The sequence below is a fragment of the Planococcus citreus genome (assembly GCF_003664125.1).
Lineage (GTDB): Bacteria > Bacillota > Bacilli > Bacillales_A > Planococcaceae > Planococcus > Planococcus citreus.
The window spans coordinates 1-24,421 of sequence record NZ_RCCP01000009.1 but is presented as its reverse complement, the minus strand read 5'-3'; the positions used below and the strand labels follow the sequence as shown (position 1 = coordinate 24,421).

The window sequence follows — 24,421 nt, the reverse complement described above, 5'->3', positions numbered from 1 at the left end:
CCCATGACCACGATTCGACATACCGAAGAAATCGAAGTTGAACGTCGTTTGATTCAAGTCCTCGGCGAAGGGCATAACCAGTGGAACTACCGACCCGACCTCAAGTCCGAAGAAGATCTCTGGCAGAATTTACGATCGAAGATTACACGGAATAACTTGGCGGAAATCGGTGAACATCCTCTGACCGATCAAGAATTCGAGACCATCAAAACTGAACTGCTGTCGAAGACGAAAACGCCATTTGATGCGGCTCGCTGGCTCAAGGGTGAGAATGGCATCGCCCGCATCACTTTAGAACGAGAAGATAGCGCGCTTCCATCGCTGTCGTTGGTTTTGTATTCTAACCAAGATATCGGAGGAGGCATCTCCACGTATGAGATAGTCCATCAAATCGCGAAACAAAAAGTGGACGCCGATGGACGTGATCGCCGGTTTGATGTCACGCTGCTTATCAACGGCTTGCCGATTGTGCAAATCGAATTGAAACAAGCCACCTCCAAAGACGGCGTGTATCAAGCGTACAATCAAATCAAAAAATACGCAGAAGAAGGCATGTTCCGAAATAATATCTTTGCCACGCTCCAGTTGTTCGTCATTTCGAATGAACAGACCACACGCTATTTTGCGAATGCGTTGCCAAAAGATATGCACAAGAAATTTCTCTTTAGCTGGCGCACGAAAGACAACCGAAAGGTAGATAACCTGTATGAGTTCGTCAAGCAAGTGCTAAACATTCCCGATGCGCACCGGTTGATTGCGAATTACACGATTGTGAGTGAAGACCAAGACAACAAAGCGCTCATGGTCTTGCATTCGTATCAAATCCACGCGATTGAAGCATTGTTTGCCTCAGCAGTGAAACATCAATCCGGTTATGTGTGGCATGCTACCGGCTCGGGGAAAACATTAACGAGCTTTGTCTCGACCAAGCTTCTTGCCCGTAAGCCCGGCATCGACCGCACGGTGATGCTGATTGACCGGAAAGACTTGGATAGTCAAACGACCTCGGAATTCACCAAATTTGCTTCTGAATTCAATACCGGCATTTCGTCCGGTACAGCCAAATCGAACAGCTTAATCGTCGGGACGGGAAGTTCCAGAGAGTTGAGCGATACCTTACTATCGAGTGCCAATTCGAATACCGTGATCATCACCACACGGCAAAAGCTAGAAAATGCGTTGCGGTATGCCGAGAAACAAGAAGCCGACAAAGGATCCCAGCGTTTTAACAAGCTGATGAGTCAACACATCGTCTTTGTGGTGGATGAGTGCCACCGGGCGTTAAGTGCTGAAGGCATGGAAGGCATCAAGCAATTCTTCCCCAATTCCACATGGTTCGGCTTTACCGGTACACCGATTTTTGAAGAAAACAAAAAGCAAGCCAAGGGTCGCTTGGCGCGCACGACGCACGACCAATACGGCGAAGTACTACATACGTACACCATTAAAAACGCCCTCGATGACGGTGCGGTCCTCGGCTTTCAAGTGGAACACGAAGACACAATCGAACCGACGTCCCTGAGTAATTACATTTACAAGCAGCTGCGGCCACAAGAGAAGTTCTCAGAGCTCAGCGACAACGAACTGAACGATTACATTGACGAAATGGATGGACTCAAAAAGGAAGCGTATCTGGAAGCTACCTTCTTTGAAGAAGAGGAACACATTGAAAAAGTACTGCACAAAATTTTCCGTCCGGATAATGCCTATACAAAATTCGACTTTCAAAATGGGCGTCCTCAGAAATCAGCGATTCTCACCACCAGTTCGATTGAGATGGCCAAGCGCTATTACCAAGCCATCAAGAAGATGACTGCCGATCCAAATTGGATGACGAAGGAGTTTCAACGGCATCCGATTCGAACAGGACGAACGATTGAAGATCCTGATTTTCCGCGGATTGCGATTACCTATTCGTTGCAAGAAAATGAAGAGGATTCGAAGGAACACCAAGATGAAATGAAGGACATTATTCAGGAGTACAACGACTACTACAACACCTCATGGTCGATTGAAGACATCAATCGCTACAATGGGGACATCAACAACCGGTTAGCACGGAAACGTGCAGAATTCAAACAGGTTGGGAAGCAAGTAGATCTAGTCATCGTCGTGGACAGACTGTTAACGGGCTTTGATGCACCGACGGTTCAAACCTTGTTTGTGGATCGCAACTTGAGTTATGCGAATCTGATTCAAGCTTTTTCTCGCACCAATCGGACGTACCCAGGAAAGACCAAAGGGTTGATTGTGACGTTCCGCAAACCTGTAACGATGGAAGAGAATGTGCGAGCTGCCACGAAGTTGTATTCCGAAGCCCAAGAAGAAAATCAACTGGTGTATCCAACGTATGACGAGTCGAAAAAGCGCTTCAAAAAAGCACACAAATTACTAATTGCGAAAGTGTCAGACCCGTCGAAAATCGATGAACATTCGCCGATTGAAGAGCGTATCCAGTTTATCGGAGCTTTCCAAGAGTTGAGTAACGCCTACGAAGCCCTGGTGACCTACGATGATTATAATGATGATATGGAGAAATCCGCTGCATTACGCGAGCAAGTTGAAACTCTAGAAGCTTATGTCGGAACGTACAATACGGTGAAAGGTTCGTTAATGAAGGACATAGAACCGGGAGACGACGATGAACCCGATCCAGACTTCTCCGAGATTGAGTTTTTTGGGGAGAATGCGAGCACCACGTACGATATCGATTCAGCTTATATCAACTTGTTGCTGGAAACATACGCAGCGAATAACCAAGATGTCCGTGAAGAGATTGAAGCAGCCTTACAAAAACTCAACAAATCAACTGTGGTGAAAGAAGTATACCGTGGGATTTTGAATGCAATCGATACGGGTGAAGTGGATGAAAATGAAGATGTGTTTGTGGTGAAACGACGCTTCTTCACGCAATCGTTTGACCGGGCGATTCAAGAATTTGCGGACACGTGGTTTGTCTCGGAAAGCGAATTGCATTTATCGGCCATTCAATACGTCGTCGGGACACAGCCCATTCCCAATATTCGCGGAATCCTAGAAAGTAAACAGTTTGCTGAATACAAAAAGGCTAACCCAGAGGTCAGCCCATTAAAATACGGTCCAGAAATGAAACGTCAGTGGACGCAGTTGCTGGACGAGGTTATTGTGCCGTTAGGGGACGAATTAAGGTGAGTTTGTAGAGTTTTAAGTTTTACTTTCACAATATATTGTAAGTAGAAATCCGGTTAATTTCATGTTAGTGAAATTAACCGGATTTCGTTTAGGTAGCTGTCTAATATATAGTAATAAACAATATTCTTTTCTCAATTTTTATTGAAAATCACATTTAGTATTTCCTTATTCTCTTCAAAATCTTTTTCATTTAGTAAATGATATTTTCTGGTCTCAAGATTTATTATGTTGTCAAATTCTACATCTGGATGTGTTTTTGGGTCGAAGCCTAAAGTAGAAACAATTAACTGTGTTCCAGTATTTACATTATTAAAAATAAAATCGAACAATGCTTGAAGCTTGTCATCCTCTAACTCCACATTATTGGGACTGTCCAACACTACAGGAAAATGTATGGCATCTGGGTTCAATTCGTATTTCACCTTTAAAAGGTTATAAAACCAAATTATAGTTGTTATTGAAATATTACTTCCTCGAGCATTAAAAGAACCGTCAATTCCTTTTAATTTATCACGCTGTATTTCCTCAAGTCCAAACAAATCGACCGATTCATTCATTAGTTGTTCGTAACGTTCATTCGCAATCTTTTTCAAATCATCATATCTTTTTAATATTTTCTTGTTTTCTGTTATTTGCTTTTTATTAACACTTAATTTTTCTTGAATTTCGCCAAATTCTTGTAGCATGTTATCCCGTGTCTCTAAATATCCCCTATGTTTTAAAGTGTCGGATATTTGATTATTACTTGTATTCATTTCTGCTTCAAACTGGCTTAGTTTAGTCAATAACTGTTCATAATGATTCTCATTCATTTCAAGCTGTCGTTTAATATCAAGCAATAAACTATCTAGTTCATTTTTCATTATGTAAAAATCTTCTAACTGGCTGTTTTGAGTAATTTTAAGTTTGGTATTTTCACTTTCTAACTCCTGAGAACAAGTAGGGCAAAGGTGTTCATTAATAAGTGCCACATCTTTTTCCTTCATTTTTTTCCACTTTTTTAACTCAGTTATATCGATTTCTAGCTGAATACGTTCATTTCTTAAAATCATTAATTTATTTTTGTATTTCTTCAAATCGGAGAAAATTGCTGTGTATTCTTTTTTGCTTTCTTCAATTTCTATTCTTAAGGCATCCATATCAGTTGGCGCATCGAGCCCTTGTAAATAGCTCTTAACTCTTTCTAACATGTTTTCAAAGACTGTATTTTCTGCGTTAAGATTTTTCTCTTCTCTTTTTAGCTTTTCTATTTTTTCAACTGTTTCAAAATATTCTTCAGTAAAAATTCCGAAGTGATTGTAAAGAATTGCTTTTTTGTCGTTCTTATACTGATATAAAGAGCTGAAGGAATTGAATTTTGGTCCGTCCATTTTATCTTGATCCACATAATTTAGTAGATAACTGTATACGGGAGAAGCAATTTCAATTTCTTCAGTATTCTTGTTTGGTAACACTATTGTAAATCCGAATAAATCTTTAAAAAACACTGCCAGGTCTGAACGGTTTATTGTTTCAAATATTTTATTAAAATCATCATCAAATATTTTAAATAGACTTTCACTTCTGTATATATAATAAAAGGCTTGATTGATACTTATATGTAAAATATAAATCTTAGACAATGCTGTCCATTGATGATCAAATATACTGTCGGCCCCTAAGGTGTGATATATACTTTTTAAAAGAATCGATTTTCCTACATCATTACCTGTCCTCTTATCGGATGTGATGACATTTATTCCTTCTTCAAAATCAATCCGTTTTGCCATTTTATTCTTTGGTTCAAATAAATATATCGTTCTAACGATTAATTTATTCATATTTCATACACCTCCTCTTCTAATTTTTTCATCACTATTATAACTAAGGCCTTTATCTCACTGTTACTGACTTCAATGGGTTTATCGGGTATCATTTCTTTGCAAATTTGTTCAATGATCTCAACTTCTTTTTTCGGTAGATTTACGATATTTTCTTCCGAAAAGTAGTTTTTTATTTCTTCCTCTAATAAAGTTAATTGCATGTTATTTCGAGACAGTTGACTCATCATATGGGAGATTGCACGGAGAAGTGACAACTTTACACGGAAATCATCTTTGTAATGATCCTCGACGAACTTTTTAGCTTTTTCAATGGCTATGTCAGCTGTATCTTTATAGTTATGTAAAAAGACATCTAAATAAGTTCTGCTTACTCCTTTTTTTTCCAATATGCTTTCGTAATTATTTTCTGTTAACTCAAAGGAGGCTTTTCTTTCAATTTCACCTTTTAACATTTTGAAAAGCATATTCGCTTTCTTCGGTTCACTTTTAAATGTATCTTCAAAAAATAAAACTATCTCTCCAATCAAATTTTTTTCTGGATATATAAGATCCATACTAGTTTTTTCATAATGAGAATTTTTTAAGTTAATTTCCTTTGTAAGTTTAAGCTCATTTTTCATCTTTTCTTTTATTTTATTCACTGCTTTGGAATCGATGGTAGCCATATTAACAACCTCAATATCGTTAAATGTTTTCTTTCCATCATTTAAAGGAGCATTACAAACCAGAGAGATTTTAATATCATCTTTTTCTTTTTTTCTAGAATCATATTTTAAAATATATAATTTACCGAAAATAGAATCTCCAGTTTTACCTGGCTTTAAAATTTTATCAATTGTATAGGAACTAGGACTATTTTGGGTTTTTAGTTGATAAAACTCTAAATCATCTTTTTTATGGACTTCAATATCACAACTGTAATCAAATACCATGGTAAAGTCATCGCTTTCTTTGTATAACTCAAGCATTTTCTTCAGTCCCCAAAGCAGCTCATTACGAAATCTATTTTTGGCGCGTGAGCCTGATAAATCAAAGGGAAGATTCATATAATGTTCAGTTATTGACACTTAAAGTCCCCCCCAATATTTGTTAATTTTATTTCATTAAATATAACATATGTAAACGGCTTAGCAATCCCCTTTCCTGCCAATGACTTCGAAGTGGCAGTTTTGAGATAAAAAGAAGAATGCTAGTAGATTTGTTTTTTTCTTATGGAGTTTCTTCTATATTATAGTGTAACTGATTCTTCTTCTAATGCTTTCACTAATTTATAAAAGCTTGTCTTTTTAACTCCAGCTTTTTGCATGGCTTCCACTGCTGTTAGCTCTTTAGCTTTCCACCTTTTATAAACCTCTTTGAATTCCTCTGAAACAAAAACAGTTGGTCGGCCAAATTGAATCCCATTTTGCAACGCTAAGTCAATTCCTTCACGTTGCCGTTTCCGGATGCGCTCTCGTTCTTCTTCAGCCATCCACGAAAGAATCTGCAAAACCAAATCCGCAATAAATGTTCCCATACTATCTTTATATTGAGTCGTATCTAATAATGGCATATCCAAGACCACGATATCGGCTTCAATGTTTTTCGTAAGATCATTCCACTCCTGAAGAATCTCTTCTTTATTCCGGCCGAATCGATCTAACGAGTGTATATACAAAATGTCACCTTTTCGAATAACCCGTTTCAATAATTGATAGTTGGCTCGTTCGAAGTTCTTACCACTTTGCTTATCTAAATAGATATCGCGTCCATTGATGCCCATTTTTTTCATGGCGTCCAATTGCCGACCTTCATTTTGATCTTTGCTGCTGACACGTATGTACCCAAATTTACGATGCTCCATAATTCACCTCTAAAAACGATTATTTCCTTCAATTATATCTGAAAACCGTTCGTAAAAGTATATGTAAATTCGCGAACGTTCGTAAAATGTTTTTATACGTTTACGAACGTCTTTTCAGGTCATTTTAAGCCGTTTTCAAAGCGTTCGTAAAAGTGTACTTTTACGAACGCATTGACGGAGTGAAATATAAGTATAAATAACTGAAAGTTTTGATTTTTACATAGTTTAAAATGGATGAAATTGGTATAGTTAAGCTAACTAATAGTTTTGGATTAAATTTTCTAATAATAATATGAGGGAGAGATATATGTGAGTAAAATAGTAAAATTAATTATTAGCTTGGTAATTGTAGGACTTATATTTTTGGGAGGCTTTTTCGTAGGAAATATAAGTAAGGCAGAAATTATGAAAGAAATAAAAATTGGTTATGAGGACGTTGAGAATTCAAGCAAAGTAATTTACGAAAAAGTTTTTACTGATGTAGAAAATTCAACTACTATCGATAATTTCATCATGATTTACTTGAACGCCAAGGAGATTGAGAATCCAAATATAGACTTGGAAAATCCAGATATGTATATTGAGTTAAATAATCCAAATGCTTCTGTCGGTTTAATTGATTCAAAAGTATGGTTTGTCGATGATGGTGCGATTATTGGGAAACGAGCAGGTGAGAGTTGGAATCAGATTGATTTTTATAAAATTGATGAAAGTGATGTTGAGTATATAAAAGAAACCGTTGAATACGAAGGAAAATAATAAGCCCGTACGAGCTTACTAGAGATTTAGAAATCGAGAGTGATACTATGCAAGGATTTTGAGTTGCCTTTTTAGTATGTACGAGTTTATATATACCTGAAATTATCAGCAGTCCGCCAGAGACAGTTTCTCGGTTAAGTGGAAGACGCTAAACTAGGAAAGTGAATGTAACTTAAGTGCAGTTAAGTTACATTCACATCTAGTGAAATATTTAAGAATATTGTTCAAAAAAACTAAATTTAAGGAGTTTGTGATGAAAAAAAACATAAGTTCTATAATCGTGATTTTGGCATTGATCGGCTTATTAGTTGCAACGTTTTTTCTTCAGCATGAATATTTATTTTTAACTCGTATTGCTTCCCTTATCTTCGCAATCGTTTATTTAGTAATTGAAGTAAAGCAAGAGTATTTCTCAAAACGCAAGCCATTATTTATTCTCTTTAGTGTCATTAGCATATTAGTTATAGCTGTAGGCATTATAGTTGATGAGACTTCAGCGACTGATGGATTCCATGCTAGAAGTTTTATGCTCCTGGTATTTGTTTTCATTCTTCTAGTCGTTAGCTATAAAGATTTATACAATAAAAACGAGGGGGGAAAGTAATTTCAGTTCAACTTTAGCTTTTTAAATTCTATGATTTGAATGTAACTTAATGTGAATTAAGTTACATTTAAAAAGGCCAGATGAGAGAGATCCTTTATCTGGCCTTTCTTATTAAGCTGGCTTATTTTCAGACTCTATTCTCTTCTGAGCGCATTTTTTTACTGGGATTTTTTATTCTCCAAAGGAAAAATATAGTCAGCAGAATATAAAATACTGTAGATAGAATAATAAAGATTTTATCTTGGGAATAGGAAAAGGTACCATTCGTAAATATCAGAAAGTAAATGAACCAGATACCAATAATCTTAAGCAATTGATTCGTACGATTGGATTTAAACATGTCACCGTTCCTTTCGCTAGAGACAGCTTGATAATTTCACTAGTAATATATATACCATTTTTCTCCAGTAAAAGTTTCGTATTTTTAAAAAGAAAAAAATGTCGATTTTGAATGTAACTTATTAGCAATTAAGTTACATTCACATTCCAGTAGAGGGGCTAGTTATATTGATTATAAGAAACCAAAAAAATCAGTTGTAAATAATGAAATGAGAAATACAAGTAGAAAAACCAGTTGGCTGATTGTGTAAAGATAGGCATTAGGATTCTTCGCATATTTGCGCTCCATGATTGCTCTTACGATTTCGGTGGCAAAGAGGAATACCAACAACAAAAACCATGGTTCTAGGAGCAAATAAGGTTCTTGAGGAAGCCTCATCACATTAATAAAATATCCTACTACCATCATAGTGATACCGAAAATTCGGATGCTCCAATCGATTTTCTTGTGTTTATCATTTACATGGTTATTAGAGAATGCTTTTGGTTTTTCGACTCTTAACCACTTTCGCATGATGGCATTGAATAATGCTAGCATTATGAGGAAAATGGCAACTATGAGAAGTAAAGCTAACGAAAAAGAAGATTCAACACCATACATGAAGTCGCCTCCCTTACTGTTCAATTAGTTACACTAACTATACTAATCTACTTCCTTTAAAGTTTCATTTTTTCAAAAAAGAGAGATTCAGTGAAAGCTACTTCTTGATTTTGAATGTAACTTAAGTCTAATTAAGTTACATTCAATCTCCCAGTTTCATGAGCTTGATTAGAAAATCCACCGAAACTGATTTTGAACAAAAATAAGATACATTCAAAATGCAATGACAGTAAGTTTGAAAACTCGCTTTTTAAAAGGATTGGGGTTTACCTATCAAACGTTATTGAAAGAAAAAAAGATTATAAATCTGGTGTTGGAATTATTGAATTTGTTATTAACCAGCTTAGCACATGCAGCGAAGTGATCACTGCCTATAAGACAATTCCAGCAATAGCATCTAATTGGAGGTGAAAGGATGTTTATGAATACGGTAATCAACCGATTATTATGAAATTATCCGAGAGAAAAAGTGAGATTTTTCTTTTAACGCTCTCATTTTTTGCCTTTATATATGTCATAGTGGACATCTTTTATCAAATGAAGTCAGGTTATGAAATAAGATGGACTTCATGGATTATATTAATTTATAGCTTAATAATTCCGTTTTTTGTAATAAGAGATTGGAACAAAAAAGAAGAGTAATGAAGAAAGACTTATCTAGTTATGTGTAATCTCTTATAAAAAAAGATAAAGTTTACATATCATGACGTTATCGGAAGTTGCTAATATTACAAAGGAGAAAAGAGGCTGTAGTCAGCACATCTTTTCTCCTTTTCTCTTTAACAAGTATATTTTAGGAACGTTTTCATAAAATAAAAACGTTTTTGAAATTACATTTATGGGTTTTAAAAGGTAGAATTAAGTTACATTTATTTTCATTTACCTATAATAAACAGGAAGTAATTCTATGTGGTTAAATGTTCTTTAAAGACCTGTTTAAAGTAAGGCTTAAAATCAATTTCGATTATTTGTTGGCTATCTTCATTTATTACCGTTAGTAGTACGCTTGCAAGTTCCTTGGTATTTGCAATAATTTCAAACTTCTCTATTCTTTTTAAATCGAGTATTGAAACTAATCGATTTGAATCGGATTTGATGGCTTGAATCTTTACTTCTCCATAGGCGGGAGAAATTTTAACGATGAAGTCCTCATAGCCATTAGAAAATCGATACGTCGCTTCATTGTAGTAAAACGGATAATCTTTCGAGTTATCCAGCATAGTGGGTTCACATTCAAATAAAGAAAGAAAGTCTAATTCCTCTGGGAATTCAGCCATTATATACTCTCCTAACAAATAGGTTATTTTCATAAAGAGTTATTCCAATTTTTCTTTAGAGTGTACATCACTTGTACATTTAAATAGGTTATTTAAAAGGAGAATGACGATGATGAAACAACTGGAAAGCACAAAAGCCGACTCCTTAAAAAAACATATTGAATTTATATGGGATATTACTCAACATTACTGGTACCCTCTCTATAAATGCAAGCGTAATGATGTTCTAGCTTTTAATGATGATTATATTAATAAAAACGAAGAGAAGATAACTGATGTACGAGATATACTTTTAAAACTTAATTATAATTCTGTATATGAGATGAACGAAGATCGACTAATTTGGTTAATTGACACCAATTCACTTGTTCCAACGATGAGCAAATATAACGACGAAAGATTTTGGTTCAGTGAAGATATGAGTTGGATTATTTATGTTTCACATGAAGGGTCAATTACTCTTGGGGGGGAAGAGCTACTCAATCAAGTTAAGGCAAAATGGGATGATTGGCAGTCCAATATATTCGTTACTGAATACGAGTGAGTTATTTTAGATAACTCGGAATAAATGGCTAGCTTATACTCCTCCCTCTTTAAACCGTTTTTAGTATTAGGTTGACATATGACCCCTTATCGGAAGTGGAGAAGCTAAACTAGAGGTTGTCCTTTTTCGGTATTGAAGAATACTTAAAAAAGACTTCCTCTGTTTAGAAGAAGTCTTTTTTTAGTGTAGTATTCATTTAATCTCCTGCTACTTAGCAAATTTACCGGACATTCTCCTACAAGCACTGAGAATCCTTGAGAGAAGGAGTACACATTGGAAATAGGATACCTTTTTCTCAAAAGTGTTTATACTTTATACTTTATACTTTATTCTTTTTCTTATTTCCCTGGCTTCTGAGCTTATGCTTTCGTTCTTGTCTGCGATTAATTTCTCGATTATTTCTTCAAGTAAAAAATGTAAGTTTTTATCCGACTCAATAATGTAAATTTCAAGATTGTTATTTAAGATATTAGTAACAGTTTCCCTAATTAGTACCTCTGAATGAGTAGCGCATTTCAAGAGCTGTTCGAAATACCATTTATGGTTTTCTGGATATTGAAGATTTAATAAAGTCTCTTCGATTAATAGAATATCATTTCCCGAAAAGATCGTTTCAGCTGCTTCTTCAGAAGTACCCCAATCTTCGTCGTTTTCGTTATTTTCGAAAAACACTTCTTCTTTTGAAAGGTTATTTAAGAAATTATCAAATGTATGGGCTACTTCAATAATTTCTTCAGTTTCTGGTTCCAAATAAATCACCGAAGGGTTTACTGAATCCTTTCTGTAATCAAGAGCAAAAAAGCTATTCCCATCTCCGCTGAAAATAAGAATATTTTTCGGAAGATCCCATTCATTAATGAGATAATCTGAATCTAAAATACCACCTTGACCACAACCATATATGTGATTAATCTCAATGTACGCATTGGTTTCAAGATGACTTTTCTTCTTCACTGAATTGTACTGTATAGCACCGCCATTTTGTTCTAAAAGAATCTCTTTATAAGAAGCTGGCAATTCCATATCTAGTTGTTTTTCTGTTTTTTCAATCTCTACTTCTGAAGTTTTTGGTAACTTATAATCATCCTCGACTTCCTTAGCCCATATGTGCATCAAGTAACCTCCTTAGATTCTATTGAATAGTCTTGTTTAATATTGTTACTAACCATAATAAAACAAAATGATTGAAAATATCCGTTTCACCAAAAATAGGAAGTTAAAAAATTTTTAATATCCATACGTTTACATAATGCCGGATTATCGGTAGCTACATTAATAGAAAGGGAAAGAAGAGGTTGCTAACTGCATTCTTCTTTCCCTTTATTTTGAGAATTTGTCTTTTATGAATGATGTGAAACAGCTAATTTAGGATAGAAGAAACTGTGTTTACACTATTAGATCAGTTCGCTCTTGAGGAATGACCTCTGCCACTGTGGAAAAGATCGACACGTTTTAGGGGTTGAGGTACGGGAAGGACAAGAGGGTCGGAATATAGTTTTGGTTGTAGAGAGGGCGTAATAGAATTCTGCGTCATACCCTTTGTTATTGCTAGAATTTAATTGCCACCAATAGCTTTTCAGGGTTTTCTCCTCCGTTCGGATTCACAATCAAAATTAACAAAGCAATCGGATACCACTTCCGTTACCCTGATAGAGAAGAGTAAGTCGCGCACACTTTCTCTCTTTTATAGAAGGAGTGTCGTTATGAACATATTAGAGAAATTTCAAACCGTCATTATTCTAAGCGCAGTTGGACTCGGCCTTTTATTTGGCCAGATCCACTTTTTTGAGCAATACGCCGAATCCTTCATCGTGCCATTTTTATTGCTGATGCTCTATGGATTATTTTTAACCATTCCATTGCAGTACCTGAAGGATGCTTTTGAAAATCGCAAGTTTTTCACTGTCAGTATGCTTATCAATTTTGTCTGGACACCTTTAGTGGCCTGGGGACTTGGGGCGATCTTCCTTGCAGATCATCCAGCCCTGTGGATTGGATTTATCATGCTGATGGTAACGCCTTGTACAGACTGGTACCTCATGTTCACTTCCATTGCCAAAGGGAATGTGCCCTTGTCCACGTCCGTTTTGCCGATTAATTTGATTCTGCAGGTCGTGCTGTTGCCGGTTTACCTATTCATTTTCGCTGGCACAATTGAGCCGATTCCATTGTCGACTATCGGCAAAAGCATTGTCCTCGTACTGGCTATTCCGTTTGCGCTAGCACATTTGACGCGTTATGCCTTGCGGAAGAGAAAAGCCTTCTTGAATGAGAAACTCGTCTCTTTTTTCGCTACCGCACAGATTTTCTTTTTATCTTTGGCGATTATGGCGATATTTGCTTCTCAAGGGAAGTACCTACTTAATAATCTTGAAATCATTTCCATCTTGCTGCTGCCTGTTTTATTGTTCTTTATTATTAATTTTATTTTGGTGCAAACAGCAGGGAAAGCCCTGAAGTTTTCCTATGAAGATACGGTGAGCTTAAGCCTGACGACTATCGCACGTAATTCGCCTGTCTCACTGGCCATTGCAGTTGTCGCCTTTCCGGACCAGCCTCTAATCGCCTTGGCCTTGGTTATCGGCCCGTTGATCGAATTGCCCATTCTAGCACTCGTTTCCCAGTTGTTGCTTTCTCTAAGGAGAGCAAGTATAGGAGAAAGCTAAATATAATATCCGTTTCACAGGCCTAGGTTCGGAGCTTACTTGAAATTAGCCGAGGGCGACATCAAGAATCATCATGATTGTAAACCCAACCATTAAACTCATCGAAGCCAAGTCTGAATTCCCTTTTTCTTGGGAACTTGGAATTACTTCTTCAACGACTACAAAAATCATTGCACCTGCTGCAAAGCTCAATGCATAAGGCAGTAAGGGTTCTATAAACACCACTGCCAGCGCACCGATGATGGCGGCGACCGGTTCAACCATCCCAGAGAATTGACCGTAAAGAAAGCTTTTTCGCCGCGAAAATCCATCGCGTCGAAGAGGCATGGAGACAGCTAGGCCTTCCGGGAAGTTCTGGATACCGATGCCGATTGCCAAAGCAATTGCACCTGCTAGAGAGGCCGACGGAAATCCAGCAGCCACAGCTCCGAATGCCACGCCGATTGCTAGCCCTTCGGGAATGTTGTGTAGTGTAATGGCGAAAACAAGCAAAGAGCTCTTCTTTCTTTTAGCTGAGTGGAATCCCTCAGACTTTTCTAAGGATGCATTTGGATGAAGGTGAGGGAGGATTTTATCTACTGACCATAAAAATATGCCGCCCAGTAAAAAGCCGATGGCCGCAGGCATCCAAGCTGGTAAAGAGCCACCTTCTCCCATATCAATGGCAGGAGCAAGAAGCGACCAATAACTTGCTGCAATCATTACCCCTCCAGCAAACCCGAGCATGCTATCCATGAAACGTTGATTGACGCCTTTTGTAGTAAATACTAACGCTGCGCCCAGTGCCGTCATGCCCCATGTGAATAATGTACCAATAAATGCTTGAACAACTGGATCTAGACCTTTAAACAACTCCATCATATCAATTTTCCTCCTATGAAAAATGTATTTCGAAAAACTTGATGCTATGTTTTGTTTCGAGCAAAAAAAGGTGGGTTCAGTTAATTAAATGCAATAAAAAAAGCTGAGTAAAGCTCACTTCTTCATGAGCTTTACATATCAGCTTCTTTTGAAAACCTGTATGGTAACTTGATTTATAAAGCAGCGAGTTATTTGGTGATATAGTCATTCAGAGTTAGTGTAACTTTATGAATGGGTTACTGAAAAACTCTTTGGCTTGGAATAATGTTGAATGTATTCTCTATAATCCATTTGTAAGAAGAATCGTGTATTCTTTCCTTTTCAATAGATATATTATTGTATATGATTTGCTTATTACTGAGCTCCCAAATTACGTATGTTGCTTATGGCCAACTAACAGTTGAAGCTTGTATATCGGGTGTTTACATAATTAACTTGAAGTCCTAAAATTATTTATACTGTCTAATAAGTAATTACCTATGCCATGGAACAGTTGACTGGAAATATAGAAGTTAACGAAGACAGGAGTCAGACAAGTATAGCATGTATTATTTTCGTTTCCTTGACCCAATCCTCGCTATTCGTCATTTAAATTTTCATGCGGAGGGGATTAATAAATTAACTGCACTAAATGTAAATAAGTTTGTGGATGTTAGCATATCCTATTAATGTAATGGCTTAATCTATTGGTTTTTTAGTTTCGAGATATAAAAGTGAGGAGATTTATTAGTGAAAAGTAAAAATGAGTGTTCTTTTTCGAATTCAGAGACTAAGGTCATAAAAGAAGTCAGAAAATGCTTAGCAGAAGAGAAGAAAGAAACACTGAGAAGTGGACTTAGATTTATAACGTATTTTTTGAGGAATTCTACTTCCTGCGGAGTGCTAGTCAAAAATACTAAAGAGGTAGAGAAGGATTTGAATTTGTCGACTTATCGACTTACTAAGATATTAAAAATTCTTGAATGCCATCAGATTATATACCGTAGAAAAGGCATTATTGGGCTATGGAGAACTTGAGACTTGTTTTATTCTTCTCAGTACGGATTGTTGCGGTTAGCTAGAAAAGCATCGTCTCCTAGTTATTTTTACTGAATTCATTTTTAAAGTTGAGAACTCTGATAATCAGTTGATGGGCTAGAAAAATACCAATTAAATCGATGCCCACATCAAAGAGCCTACCATTTCTATCGAAAAACAACTGAAAAACTTCTGAGAAAAAGGCAAACGATGTGCATAAAAACCAAGAATAGAAAGTTTGCTTTAGCCAAATGAACATTAAAATATACAGAATCCCAAAGGATAACAAATGGCCAGTTTTTTGTGCTAAGTAAAAAGCATCATTGAAAGCAACGTCACTAAATTTCAGTAATTCAAGAAAGTTAGGCTGCAAGTTTATCTGATACTCTACGACTTGATCAACTAAAAAAGCATATGCATCGCTTGTGGACATAACCGCTAAAATCACTGATGCCCATAGAACTACTAAAAAGAGAGGGAATCGCATTGACACTGTCCTTTCTTAGTTTAAGTAGGAAATCCAACTAGATTTTTGAGAAGGTTTTGAGTAAGTCAAAGACAATCTACTAAAGTTTTTATTCTTTTCGGAGGCGAATTTTAGTATAAAAACCGTTAAACATGACAGGGCTTTTGTCTATGAGCTTCAGATACCGTTTGTTTTCTTCGAACAAAGCTTTGAAACTCAAGGCAATATCGGTCCCAAGTAGTTTTACGAAAGGCCTAACTAGTCTTCGTTGAATTGAAGAGCTTGTTTCAGTTGAAGAAAACTTATCAAAAATAATGAGTTCCCCACTATTTTTGAGGACGCGTGCCATTTCTCTCAAACAAGTATTCGGATCAGGTACAACAGAAAGTATCAGGCTGGCAATGACAAAATCAAACTGATTGTCGTCAAAATTCAATTTTTGAGCATCCATTTCTAAAAAATTAATAGCAGACTCCGGATATTTTTTGCGAGCTTTTTCTAACATGTCGGGAGATAAGTCAATAGCGGTAATAGTAAAGTGTTGAGGATTGAATAATTCCAAATCGGCCCCTGTCCCCACTCCTACAAATAATAGATTTGAGTGTTTTTCAAACTTAACATCTTGGAAAACTTTCTTCCTCGCTTCTAAGAAAGGCCCAGTGTTGAAGATCTGGTCATAGATAGGCGACCAAATTCTATACATTATTTTGTTCCATGTATTGTTCACTCTCTCTACCTCCTAGTTAGGATGTCAATATTTGGCATAGGCAAGTATAGAACAGATGAAAAGGAGTATGAAATTCCTTTTTCTCTGTCACATTCTTTAAATCTTACATAATTTCCTGCTGGCCGAAATTCTTCGTCATAAGTAATTGTGGAATTGCACACATCATATACCAAGGTGTATTTCATGAGCTTTGGGGAATATAGTGACTACTCAGCAAAATGGAGTTAGTTAATTAAGCAAGAGTAAGAATCAAAATTTGTACGTCATTTTTATTTAAATGTACTGAGAGAGGAGGATAACAGATGGCAACAGCTCATAAGGATGAAAAAAATATCAAATTGGCTTTTTTCATCAACTTGCTTTTTTCTATAGGCGAATTCATTGGGGGCTTCTTAATTAATAGCGTGGCTATTATGTCTGATGCCGTACATGACTTGGGGGATGCAACAGCATTGGGGCTTTCTTGGTTTCTGCAAAAATTCTCGAAGAAGGAAGGAGACCAAAAGTTCAGTTTCGGTTACAAGCGTTTTTCGCTGCTGGGAGCTTTGATTAATGCACTCATTTTAATTGCGGGTTCTGTTTATATTTTCTTTCAAGCCATACCTCTTCTATTCAACCCCGAGCACTCCAATGCCCAAGGAATGGTTTGGTTTGCAGTTGCAGGTGTGTTGTTAAATGGATTTGCGGCATACAGGCTACATAAAGGCAAGTCAGTAAATGAAGGCGTGCTTACTTGGCATCTATTAGAAGACGTCCTAGGTTGGGTGGCCGTACTAATAGTAGGTATTGTTTTGTTGTTCAAAGACATCCATATACTTGATCCCATTTTATCGATTGCCATTGCTTTATTTATACTGTTCAATGTTTTTCGGAATTTATCGAAAACCATGAAGATTTTGCTTGAAGGTGTACCTCAGGACATCAATTTGGATGAAGTCCATTCAAGAATTGAGAAAATTCCTGGGGTACTTTCAGTAAAGGATCTGCATATATGGTCAATTGATGGGGAGGAGCACGCAATGAATGTGTGCCTCTCGGTCACTGGAGAAAATTTGGCAGAATCAACTGCAACTAAGGAAAAGGTCCGGAGTACAATTTCGGATCTTCACATCATTCATTCCACAATTGAAATGGATTGGAAAACTCAGTGATTGCCAAGATCCTATTATGTGAATAACCAGTTGATCAATTTTACTTTTGCAAAGATATCCAATAAGGGAGGTATCGTAAATGGGGAGTGACCATGACCACGCACATGGACGCAATAAAAAAACTTTATTAATTTCTTTTTTGATTATTACGGTTTATATGGTCGTAGAAGCGATTGGCGGCTTTCTGACAAATAGCCTGGCATTGATTGCGGATGCTGGACATATGTTAAGCGATTCGATTTCCTTAGGTATTGGGTTTTTAGCTTTTACAATTGGGGAAAAGGCAGCGGATCAAGCTAAGACCTATGGTTACAAGAGGTTCGAAATCTTAGCTGCCGTCTTCAATGGAGTAACATTAGTATTAATCTCACTTTACATTTTTTACGAGGCCTACCATCGGTTTTCTGATCCGCCAGAAGTCGCTACAACAGGCATGTTGATTATTGCCATTATCGGTCTATTAGTAAATATATTGGTTGCCTGGATTTTGACCAGAGGCGGAGATACTAAGGACAATTTGAATCTTCGGGCCGCCTTCCTACACGTACTGAGTGATTTGTTGGGTTCTGTAGGAGCCATAACAGCCGCATTGCTAATAATCTTTTTCGGCTGGGCATGGGCCGATCCTTTAGCTAGTGTCGTTGTAGCCATACTTGTTTTAATAAGTGGTTGGCGTGTTACAAAGGAAGCCATTCATGTATTGATGGAAGGAACCCCCACAGATGTAAGTATCGATCGCATAACAGATACGATTGAAAAAATCCCAGGAGTAAATAATATACACGATTTGCATGTCTGGAGCATCACTAGCGGAAAAAATGCATTATCGGGCCATGTGGTGATAGAGAATGGCCTTTCTTTCGAAGAAAGCCAACTCATATTGAGAGAGATAGAGGCTGCAATGATAAAACAACAAATTACCCACATAACAATTCAATTGGAATCACAAGACCATCCCCATATAGAGTCCATTCACGGGGATTTGAAGGATTTAGAAGACTCCCGTTAGCTTTCGCAGAGGATTCATTTGAAAGTGTCTGGAATAGAGTGTTCAAAAATATTTTGATAAAAAAGAGCGACGGAAAGCCCGTCGCTCTTTTTTATTGTCCCCTTATCATTCACTTGAGTTTCAGCTCGGACTCTTTTACTGTCTCTTTTATTTTTCGTTGCTGATAAAATACTTTTGTCCACAGATAGATGGCAAACCCAAGAAATAGAATCGGTACTTGCCATCCAGTAGTACCCGTGACAAAAAAATCATAAATAGACCAGCCGAGCAAGGCCACAAAGTAAAATAGAAATCCAAAAGTTGTCGATTTATCTTGTGGCTTTTTATTTGAAGAGAGCATGATATTCCTCCTTAGGATTAGTGAAATTGCGGTAGTTCATTTTTGGAACATTGTTAATATCCTGTTTAACTGTAATACATGATTAGAGAAAATCAATACCTATTGACTCCTTAATTACAGAATAAAGTTTACTAATAGTTTAACCTACTGAAGCTTTATCCGGGTATGCTTAAATATTCACAGGATCGATAAAACTTTAAGCAGAGTTTATGAAGTATTTAATTTTATATAGAAGAGAAAATTGATATTTGTTACACTGAACCGAATCTGAAAACGAGTTTGGTATTTTTGAGGAGGAAAACTGTGTGAAAAAGAGATGGGTTTCAATCCTGTTGGTGGGATTTTTACTATTCAATTTAGCAAGGCCGATAGAAGCTTCAGAGAATAATGAATTGCAAGATGAAATTATTTATGACCTATTGGTGGATCGATTCTTTAATAAGGGAATTCAAAATGATATCAATGTGAATTCCCTAGACCCTAATTCATTTAGCGGGGGAGATTTTGCAGGACTGACCAGCGAAATGCAGTACATAAAAGATATGGGGTTTACTATGATTTCCGTTGGGCCTGTCTTCTCTGCGACTTCCTATGATGGGACAGCCGTAGTGGATTACGATGAGTTAGAGTCGCGTTTTGGTACCCAGGAGGAATGGGAGGAAGTTATAAACAAAGCCCATGAACTGGATTTAAAGGTAATGATTGATCTGCCGACTCAGGAATTGAGTGAACAACATGTATGGCGGGAAAGCCATCCTGAATGGTTTGTTGAAAATGAAAATGGAACCATCGCTCTGGAGACCGCTAATCGTGAAGTACAAGATCAATTAATTGGACAATTTGAAGGCTTCATCGAAAAATATGCGATTGACGGTATTCGAATAAAAAAGGCAGATAGCTTGGATCCAGCCTTTATCACTCGATTTTCTGAAAGCCTAAAAAGCATTCGGGATCTCTATGTAATAAGCGATGATGTAACACCACCTCAAGACGGCCTTGATGCTGTGGTCATGCCAGGAATTGAGACTGCTTTAAGAGATAGCTATAAGAGTTTTAACCCTAATGAAACAGAGCTTTCCGGTTCTTGGGAAGAAGCAGAGGGCAAGCTGATTCAAGTTGATTCTCTCCTCACTTCCCGGTTCACTGCGGACACAGTCCAAGAAGGCGGCTTCCCGCCAACACGATGGAAGTTGCTTACCTTTCAATTATTAACTATGCCAGGGATTCCTGTCATACAATATGGTTCTGAAATTGCTGTTAATGGGCAAACAGCTCCTGATACCCACCCTATCTTGGACTTAGGGGTAGATGAGGAATTAATCGACCATATAGCCAACTTGACTTCTCTTCGGAATCAATCAGCAGCCTTGCGGACGGGTAGTATGGAAGTATTGCACGAGGAAGACGGCTGGTTTGTATATAAGCGGTCAAACGAAGAAGAAACCTGGATTATCGCAATTAACAATTCTTCCTCTACACAAAGTTTGACTTTGCCAGCCAGTGTAGTTGGCGACGATAAGGAATTGCGTGGATTATTCGAAAACAATATTGCGCGTCAGGATGAAGAGGGAAATTACCGGATCACTTTAGATAGAGAATTAGGAGAAGCTTTCAATATCATCGAACAAAAAGGCTTCAATAAAGCCTATATCGCAGCGTTAGTAGTCTTATACATCTCCTTCTTAACGTTCTTGTTTTTAGCTTGGCGTCGAGGAAGAAAGAAAAAGAAGGCTGCCACTGCTAAAAAATAATTCCTTCTTAAAAATTCAATACGGTCATAGCGGCTTTAGAATGGATAAAGATGCTTGGGTATATCATATATCCAAGCATCTTTATTTGATTCCGCCATCTCCTAATTAGGAGCATCGATTGGTACTTACAGAAAAAATGAATAAAAAAGCTGAGATTCTGCACTGGGAAAAACCTTGAATTAAAAACGAAATTGCAAGGTTCCTGTAACAAATGTAAAAGAGCCCCATGATACACTGATGCAGTTGGATTTTAAAATCGGGTTCCCTGAATAACAAAGTGTTTTGAAACTATTGGTGAGTCCTGGAAGACACCTGATTATAAAACGATATGTTTTAGCGCGAATTTTAAATGATGTAGCACTAACCTATACATAAAGAAATAAGAGTTAAAGTACGAGAGGGGAAGTAACAATGAGAAAGCAGTGGTTAGTAACAGGTTTATCTTCTATTTTGGCATTCTCGATTTTAATGCCTACAGTAAATGCGGATAAATTGAGTGAACTCGAACAAGAGAAACAGGAAATAGAGCAAAAACAGAATGATTTAAACAAAGGAATTAATAATAAAGCAAACGAAATTTCCAAGAATCAATCAGCTCTGGAAAAAATCATGGAAGAAATTCAAAGCTTGGATAAACAAATTCAAGAAACGACATCAAAAGTTGCAGTTGTCGAAGGCGAAATTGAACAAACGACAGCGGAAATAAAGGATTTAAAAGATTCAATCGCTAAGTTAAAGAAAAAAATTGATGAGCGAACAGAATTACTGAAAGAACGGGCACGAGCTATCCAAATGAGTGGCGGATCCGTTGATTATATAGATGTTTTGCTTGGGGCTGAGGATTTTGTTGATTTTATTGATCGATTTTCGGCTGTTAACACGTTAATTGAAGCCGACCGTGAAATCATGCGTACCCAAGAAGAAGATAAAGAATTATTGGCAAATCAAAAGGCCCAGGTGGAAACCAAGCTTGCTAAGCAAGAAGAGCGTAGAGCAGAGCTTGAAAAACTTAGAAATGAGCTCAATGGACAAAAAGCTGAACAAGACGGTCTCGCAAAAGATTTGAAGGCAGAACAGCAGCGATTGGCAGCAGAAAAATCCGATTTAGAGCAACAACGTTCTGAAGCACTTGATGTATCAGCAGATTTAGAAAATCAAATTACCAAAGAGCAAGAACGTCTAGCCGAAGTAGCTAGAAAAGCTGAAGAAGAACGAAAACGTAAGTTAGCTCAGGAACGTAAAGCAGCAGCAGAGCAGGCAGCAAAGAAAAAAGCACAAGCACAAAAAGTACAAGCACAAAAAGCGCAAGAACAAAAAGCCGAAAAATCTGCGGAGTCTGTTGAAAGTTCGTCAAAATCTACAGAATCGGCTGTATTAGCAAGCGAGCCAGAAGCTCAGGCTACCCCAGCTGTATCGTCAGGATCTCCCTTCATTCGGCCGACTACTGGACGAGTGACATCTAACTTTGGATGGCGTGATATTGGTGATGGACCTGAGTTTACTTCAGGCATGGATATTGCAAATGGTGTCGGTACAGCAATAACAGCTGCTGCAGATGGATATGTTTCTCATGCAGGTGTTATGGGGGGATTAGGAAATGCGGTAGTTATCACCCATTCCGTCAACGGACAAACGTTCACTACTGTATATGGCCATATGAGCGCGCTTAACGTATCTGAAGGACAAAAAGTGACTCAGGGACAACGAATCGGCGGAATGGGAAGTACTGGCCGTTCTACAGGGTCACATCTTCATTTTGAAATTCACATTGGTATCTGGAATGGTTCAAGTTCAAATGCAGTAGATCCAAGAAACTACATCGGTTCTTGATAAGCAAATCTTTTCACCATGTTTCTATCCAAAAGAGCCAGCCGTTCAATAAATGAACGGCTGGCTCTTTTTATTAGTTAGGATTCCAGGATAAAACGATCCGGGTTATGCGGGGTTGGCTCAATATTTGGTTTTCATGAGGCGCAGAGAATTCAATACGACAATCAATGTGGCACCCATATCAGCAAATATGGCCATCCATAGTGTTAACCATCCAGGAATGATTAACAGCAAGGCTAGCAATTTAAGCCCTAAAGCAAAAGCTACGTTTTGAAAGATGATTTTCAAAGTTTTTCTGCTTAACCCAATAGTATAAGGGAGTTTATCTAAATCATCTGCCATAAGTGCGATATCTGCCGTTTCTAACGCTGTGTCAGTCCCGGCCCCGCCCATGGCAATTCCGACAGTAGAAGTTGCTAGTGCCGGCGCATCGTTTACTCCATCGCCAATCATTGCAACCTTGCCAAACTGTTTTCGTAAAGATTTAATGGCATCTAATTTATCTTCGGGCATTAAATCTGATCTAACTTCAGTCAAATGAAGTTTATTGCCGATTGAAGTAGCTGCCAGTTTATTATCACCTGTGAGCATAATCGTTTTCTGAATGCCCAAATCGTATAGTTTTTGAATGATAGTAGAGCTAGCGGATCTGACCTGGTCTTCTACTGCTATATATCCTTTGATCCCAGTGTGGGACCCTAACAGCATTACGGTCTTGCCGTCAGCTTGAAGCGCTTCAATACCCGCTGAAATTTCAGGTGACCGTTCTAATTCAGCTGTAAACAGATGAGGACTGCCAATGTAATACAGTTGGCCGTCGACTTCGGCTTTTGCGCCTTTGCCGGTCATGGACTGGAAGTTCTCTACTTCAGCTAAAATAATATTGGAGCTCTGCGCTTTTCGCAAAACAGCAGCCGCCAGCGGATGTTGAGAGAGGTTTTCAATGGATGCAGCTGTTTTAAGGACTTCTTTTTCAGTCATGGTTGACAGGGAAACAATATTCGTTACTTCGGGAGTTCCATGCGTTAGTGTCCCCGTTTTATCAAAAGCAATGACTTTGAGACGGCCAGTTTCTTCTAAGTGGATCCCCCCTTTAATCAATACGCCATTTCTAGCAGCATTGCCGATTGCTGTGACAATAGCGACAGGCGTAGAAATGACGAGAGCACAAGGGCACCCCACAACTAGAACTGCTAAGCCGCGATAAATCCATTCGTTCCATTCCCCATTTATAAGTAAGGGGGGGAGGACGGCGACTAAAAGGGAGATAATTAATATAGCTGGTGTGTAATACTTTGCGAACTTGTCTACGAACTGCTGGGAAGGGGCACGCTCTGCCTGGGCTTCCTCAACTAAGTGAATAATCTTTGCAATCGTAGTGTCTTCAGTTCTCTTGGTGATAAGTACTTCCAATGCACCCTCTTCATTGAGTGTGCCTGCAAATACTTCATCTCCAGCACTTTTATGGACAGGCAAAGATTCGCCTGTAATTGCTGCCTGATTAATTGACGAATTCCCTTTTGCGACAACGCCGTCCATTGCCAATTTTTGTCCTGGTTTAATGATCATGATGTCACCGACCTGAATGTCCTCTACATCTACTTCGAACTCTTGTGTTCCACGTTTGATTGTAGCTGTATTA

The 24,421-nt window shown here is 37.7% G+C and carries 21 protein-coding genes; 9 read left to right on the top strand and 12 right to left on the bottom strand.

The window, feature by feature from the left end; all coding sequences use genetic code 11:
• The first annotated feature begins 3 nt into the window (after positions 1–3).
• The gene (locus DFR62_RS16500) at positions 4–3,171 is read left to right on the top strand and encodes a type I restriction endonuclease subunit R (protein WP_121301318.1); all 3,168 of its coding nucleotides are present in this window, start codon (positions 4–6) and stop codon (positions 3,169–3,171) included.
• A gap of 131 nt (positions 3,172–3,302) precedes the next feature.
• Here DFR62_RS16500 and DFR62_RS16495 read toward each other — a convergent pair whose 3' ends face one another.
• The 3 genes from DFR62_RS16495 to DFR62_RS16485 form a co-directional block, all read right to left on the bottom strand.
• On the bottom strand, positions 3,303–4,991 hold the full coding sequence (locus tag DFR62_RS16495; RefSeq protein ID WP_121301317.1) for a coiled-coil domain-containing protein: 1,689 nt from the start codon (positions 4,989–4,991) through the stop codon (positions 3,303–3,305).
• Entirely contained in the window at positions 4,988–6,061 is a 1,074-nt protein-coding gene (locus DFR62_RS16490; protein WP_121301316.1) for a dsDNA nuclease domain-containing protein, read from the bottom strand. The genes DFR62_RS16495 and DFR62_RS16490 overlap by 4 nt, the downstream gene beginning before the upstream one ends.
• A gap of 161 nt (positions 6,062–6,222) precedes the next feature.
• Entirely contained in the window at positions 6,223–6,837 is a 615-nt protein-coding gene (locus DFR62_RS16485; protein ID WP_121301315.1) for a recombinase family protein, read from the bottom strand.
• Positions 6,838–7,146: 309 nt separating this feature from the next.
• Between DFR62_RS16485 and DFR62_RS16480 the strand changes: the two genes are divergently transcribed.
• Both DFR62_RS16480 and DFR62_RS16475 read left to right on the top strand, forming a co-directional pair.
• A complete protein-coding gene (locus DFR62_RS16480; protein ID WP_121301314.1) occupies positions 7,147–7,596 on the top strand; it encodes a hypothetical protein in 450 nt (149 codons plus the stop codon).
• Between the two features lie 253 nt (positions 7,597–7,849).
• Positions 7,850–8,200, top strand: a complete 351-nt coding sequence (locus DFR62_RS16475) for a hypothetical protein (RefSeq protein ID WP_121301313.1) — start codon at positions 7,850–7,852, stop codon at positions 8,198–8,200.
• Positions 8,201–8,711: 511 nt separating this feature from the next.
• On the opposite strand, the gene DFR62_RS16465 is transcribed toward DFR62_RS16475, so the two are convergent.
• A complete protein-coding gene (locus DFR62_RS16465; protein WP_121301311.1) occupies positions 8,712–9,140 on the bottom strand; it encodes a DUF4181 domain-containing protein in 429 nt (142 codons plus the stop codon).
• Positions 9,141–10,045: 905 nt separating this feature from the next.
• Positions 10,046–10,417 (bottom strand): hypothetical protein, encoded by a 372-nt coding sequence (locus tag DFR62_RS16460; RefSeq protein ID WP_121301310.1) that lies wholly within the window; start codon positions 10,415–10,417, stop codon positions 10,046–10,048.
• Positions 10,418–10,526: 109 nt separating this feature from the next.
• On the opposite strand from DFR62_RS16460, the gene DFR62_RS16455 reads away from it, so the two are divergent.
• The gene (locus tag DFR62_RS16455; protein WP_121301309.1) at positions 10,527–10,961 is read left to right on the top strand and encodes a hypothetical protein; all 435 of its coding nucleotides are present in this window, start codon (positions 10,527–10,529) and stop codon (positions 10,959–10,961) included.
• A gap of 312 nt (positions 10,962–11,273) precedes the next feature.
• Here the strand turns inward: DFR62_RS16455 and DFR62_RS16450 are convergent, their stop codons facing one another.
• Both DFR62_RS16450 and DFR62_RS17660 read right to left on the bottom strand, forming a co-directional pair.
• Complete coding sequence (locus tag DFR62_RS16450) at positions 11,274–12,074, bottom strand: SMI1/KNR4 family protein (protein WP_101805609.1); 801 nt, start codon at positions 12,072–12,074, stop codon at positions 11,274–11,276.
• Between the two features lie 281 nt (positions 12,075–12,355).
• Positions 12,356–12,541, bottom strand: a complete 186-nt coding sequence (locus DFR62_RS17660; protein ID WP_374703400.1) for an Ada metal-binding domain-containing protein — start codon at positions 12,539–12,541, stop codon at positions 12,356–12,358.
• Between the two features lie 123 nt (positions 12,542–12,664).
• Between DFR62_RS17660 and DFR62_RS16440 the strand changes: the two genes are divergently transcribed.
• The gene (locus DFR62_RS16440) at positions 12,665–13,627 is read left to right on the top strand and encodes an arsenic resistance protein (protein WP_101189117.1); all 963 of its coding nucleotides are present in this window, start codon (positions 12,665–12,667) and stop codon (positions 13,625–13,627) included.
• Positions 13,628–13,672: 45 nt separating this feature from the next.
• Here the strand turns inward: DFR62_RS16440 and DFR62_RS16435 are convergent, their stop codons facing one another.
• The 3 genes from DFR62_RS16435 to DFR62_RS16420 all read right to left on the bottom strand — a co-directional run bounded on the left by DFR62_RS16435 (position 13,673) and on the right by DFR62_RS16420 (position 16,698).
• A complete protein-coding gene (locus DFR62_RS16435; RefSeq protein ID WP_121301308.1) occupies positions 13,673–14,488 on the bottom strand; it encodes a ZIP family metal transporter in 816 nt (271 codons plus the stop codon).
• A gap of 1,075 nt (positions 14,489–15,563) precedes the next feature.
• Entirely contained in the window at positions 15,564–15,992 is a 429-nt protein-coding gene (locus DFR62_RS16425; protein ID WP_101805610.1) for a VanZ family protein, read from the bottom strand.
• Between the two features lie 88 nt (positions 15,993–16,080).
• Positions 16,081–16,698: a class I SAM-dependent methyltransferase gene (locus DFR62_RS16420; RefSeq protein WP_101805611.1), complete on the bottom strand. Its 618-nt coding sequence runs from the start codon at positions 16,696–16,698 to the stop codon at positions 16,081–16,083.
• 302 nt (positions 16,699–17,000) lie between these two features.
• Here DFR62_RS16420 and DFR62_RS16415 point away from each other — a divergent pair, with 302 nt between their 5' ends.
• Together DFR62_RS16415 and DFR62_RS16410 are read left to right on the top strand one after the other, a co-directional pair.
• Positions 17,001–17,849 carry a cation diffusion facilitator family transporter gene (locus DFR62_RS16415; RefSeq protein WP_121301307.1) on the top strand — a complete coding sequence of 283 codons (849 nt, stop codon included), beginning with the start codon at positions 17,001–17,003 and terminating at the stop codon, positions 17,847–17,849.
• Positions 17,850–17,928: 79 nt separating this feature from the next.
• Positions 17,929–18,858 (top strand): cation diffusion facilitator family transporter, encoded by a 930-nt coding sequence (locus DFR62_RS16410; protein ID WP_068870655.1) that lies wholly within the window; start codon positions 17,929–17,931, stop codon positions 18,856–18,858.
• 109 nt (positions 18,859–18,967) lie between these two features.
• Here the strand turns inward: DFR62_RS16410 and DFR62_RS16405 are convergent, their stop codons facing one another.
• The gene (locus tag DFR62_RS16405) at positions 18,968–19,198 is read right to left on the bottom strand and encodes a hypothetical protein (protein WP_101189073.1); all 231 of its coding nucleotides are present in this window, start codon (positions 19,196–19,198) and stop codon (positions 18,968–18,970) included.
• Positions 19,199–19,503: 305 nt separating this feature from the next.
• Between DFR62_RS16405 and DFR62_RS16400 the strand changes: the two genes are divergently transcribed.
• Both DFR62_RS16400 and DFR62_RS16395 read left to right on the top strand, forming a co-directional pair.
• On the top strand, positions 19,504–20,949 hold the full coding sequence (locus DFR62_RS16400; protein WP_101189072.1) for an alpha-amylase family glycosyl hydrolase: 1,446 nt from the start codon (positions 19,504–19,506) through the stop codon (positions 20,947–20,949).
• A 411-nt stretch (positions 20,950–21,360) separates the two neighbouring features.
• Positions 21,361–22,779, top strand: coding sequence for a murein hydrolase activator EnvC family protein (locus DFR62_RS16395; protein WP_121301306.1), 1,419 nt, complete (start codon positions 21,361–21,363; stop codon positions 22,777–22,779).
• A 120-nt stretch (positions 22,780–22,899) separates the two neighbouring features.
• On the opposite strand, the gene DFR62_RS16390 is transcribed toward DFR62_RS16395, so the two are convergent.
• The coding region (locus DFR62_RS16390; protein WP_121301305.1) for a heavy metal translocating P-type ATPase at positions 22,900–24,421 on the bottom strand (1,522 nt) is incomplete at its 5' end.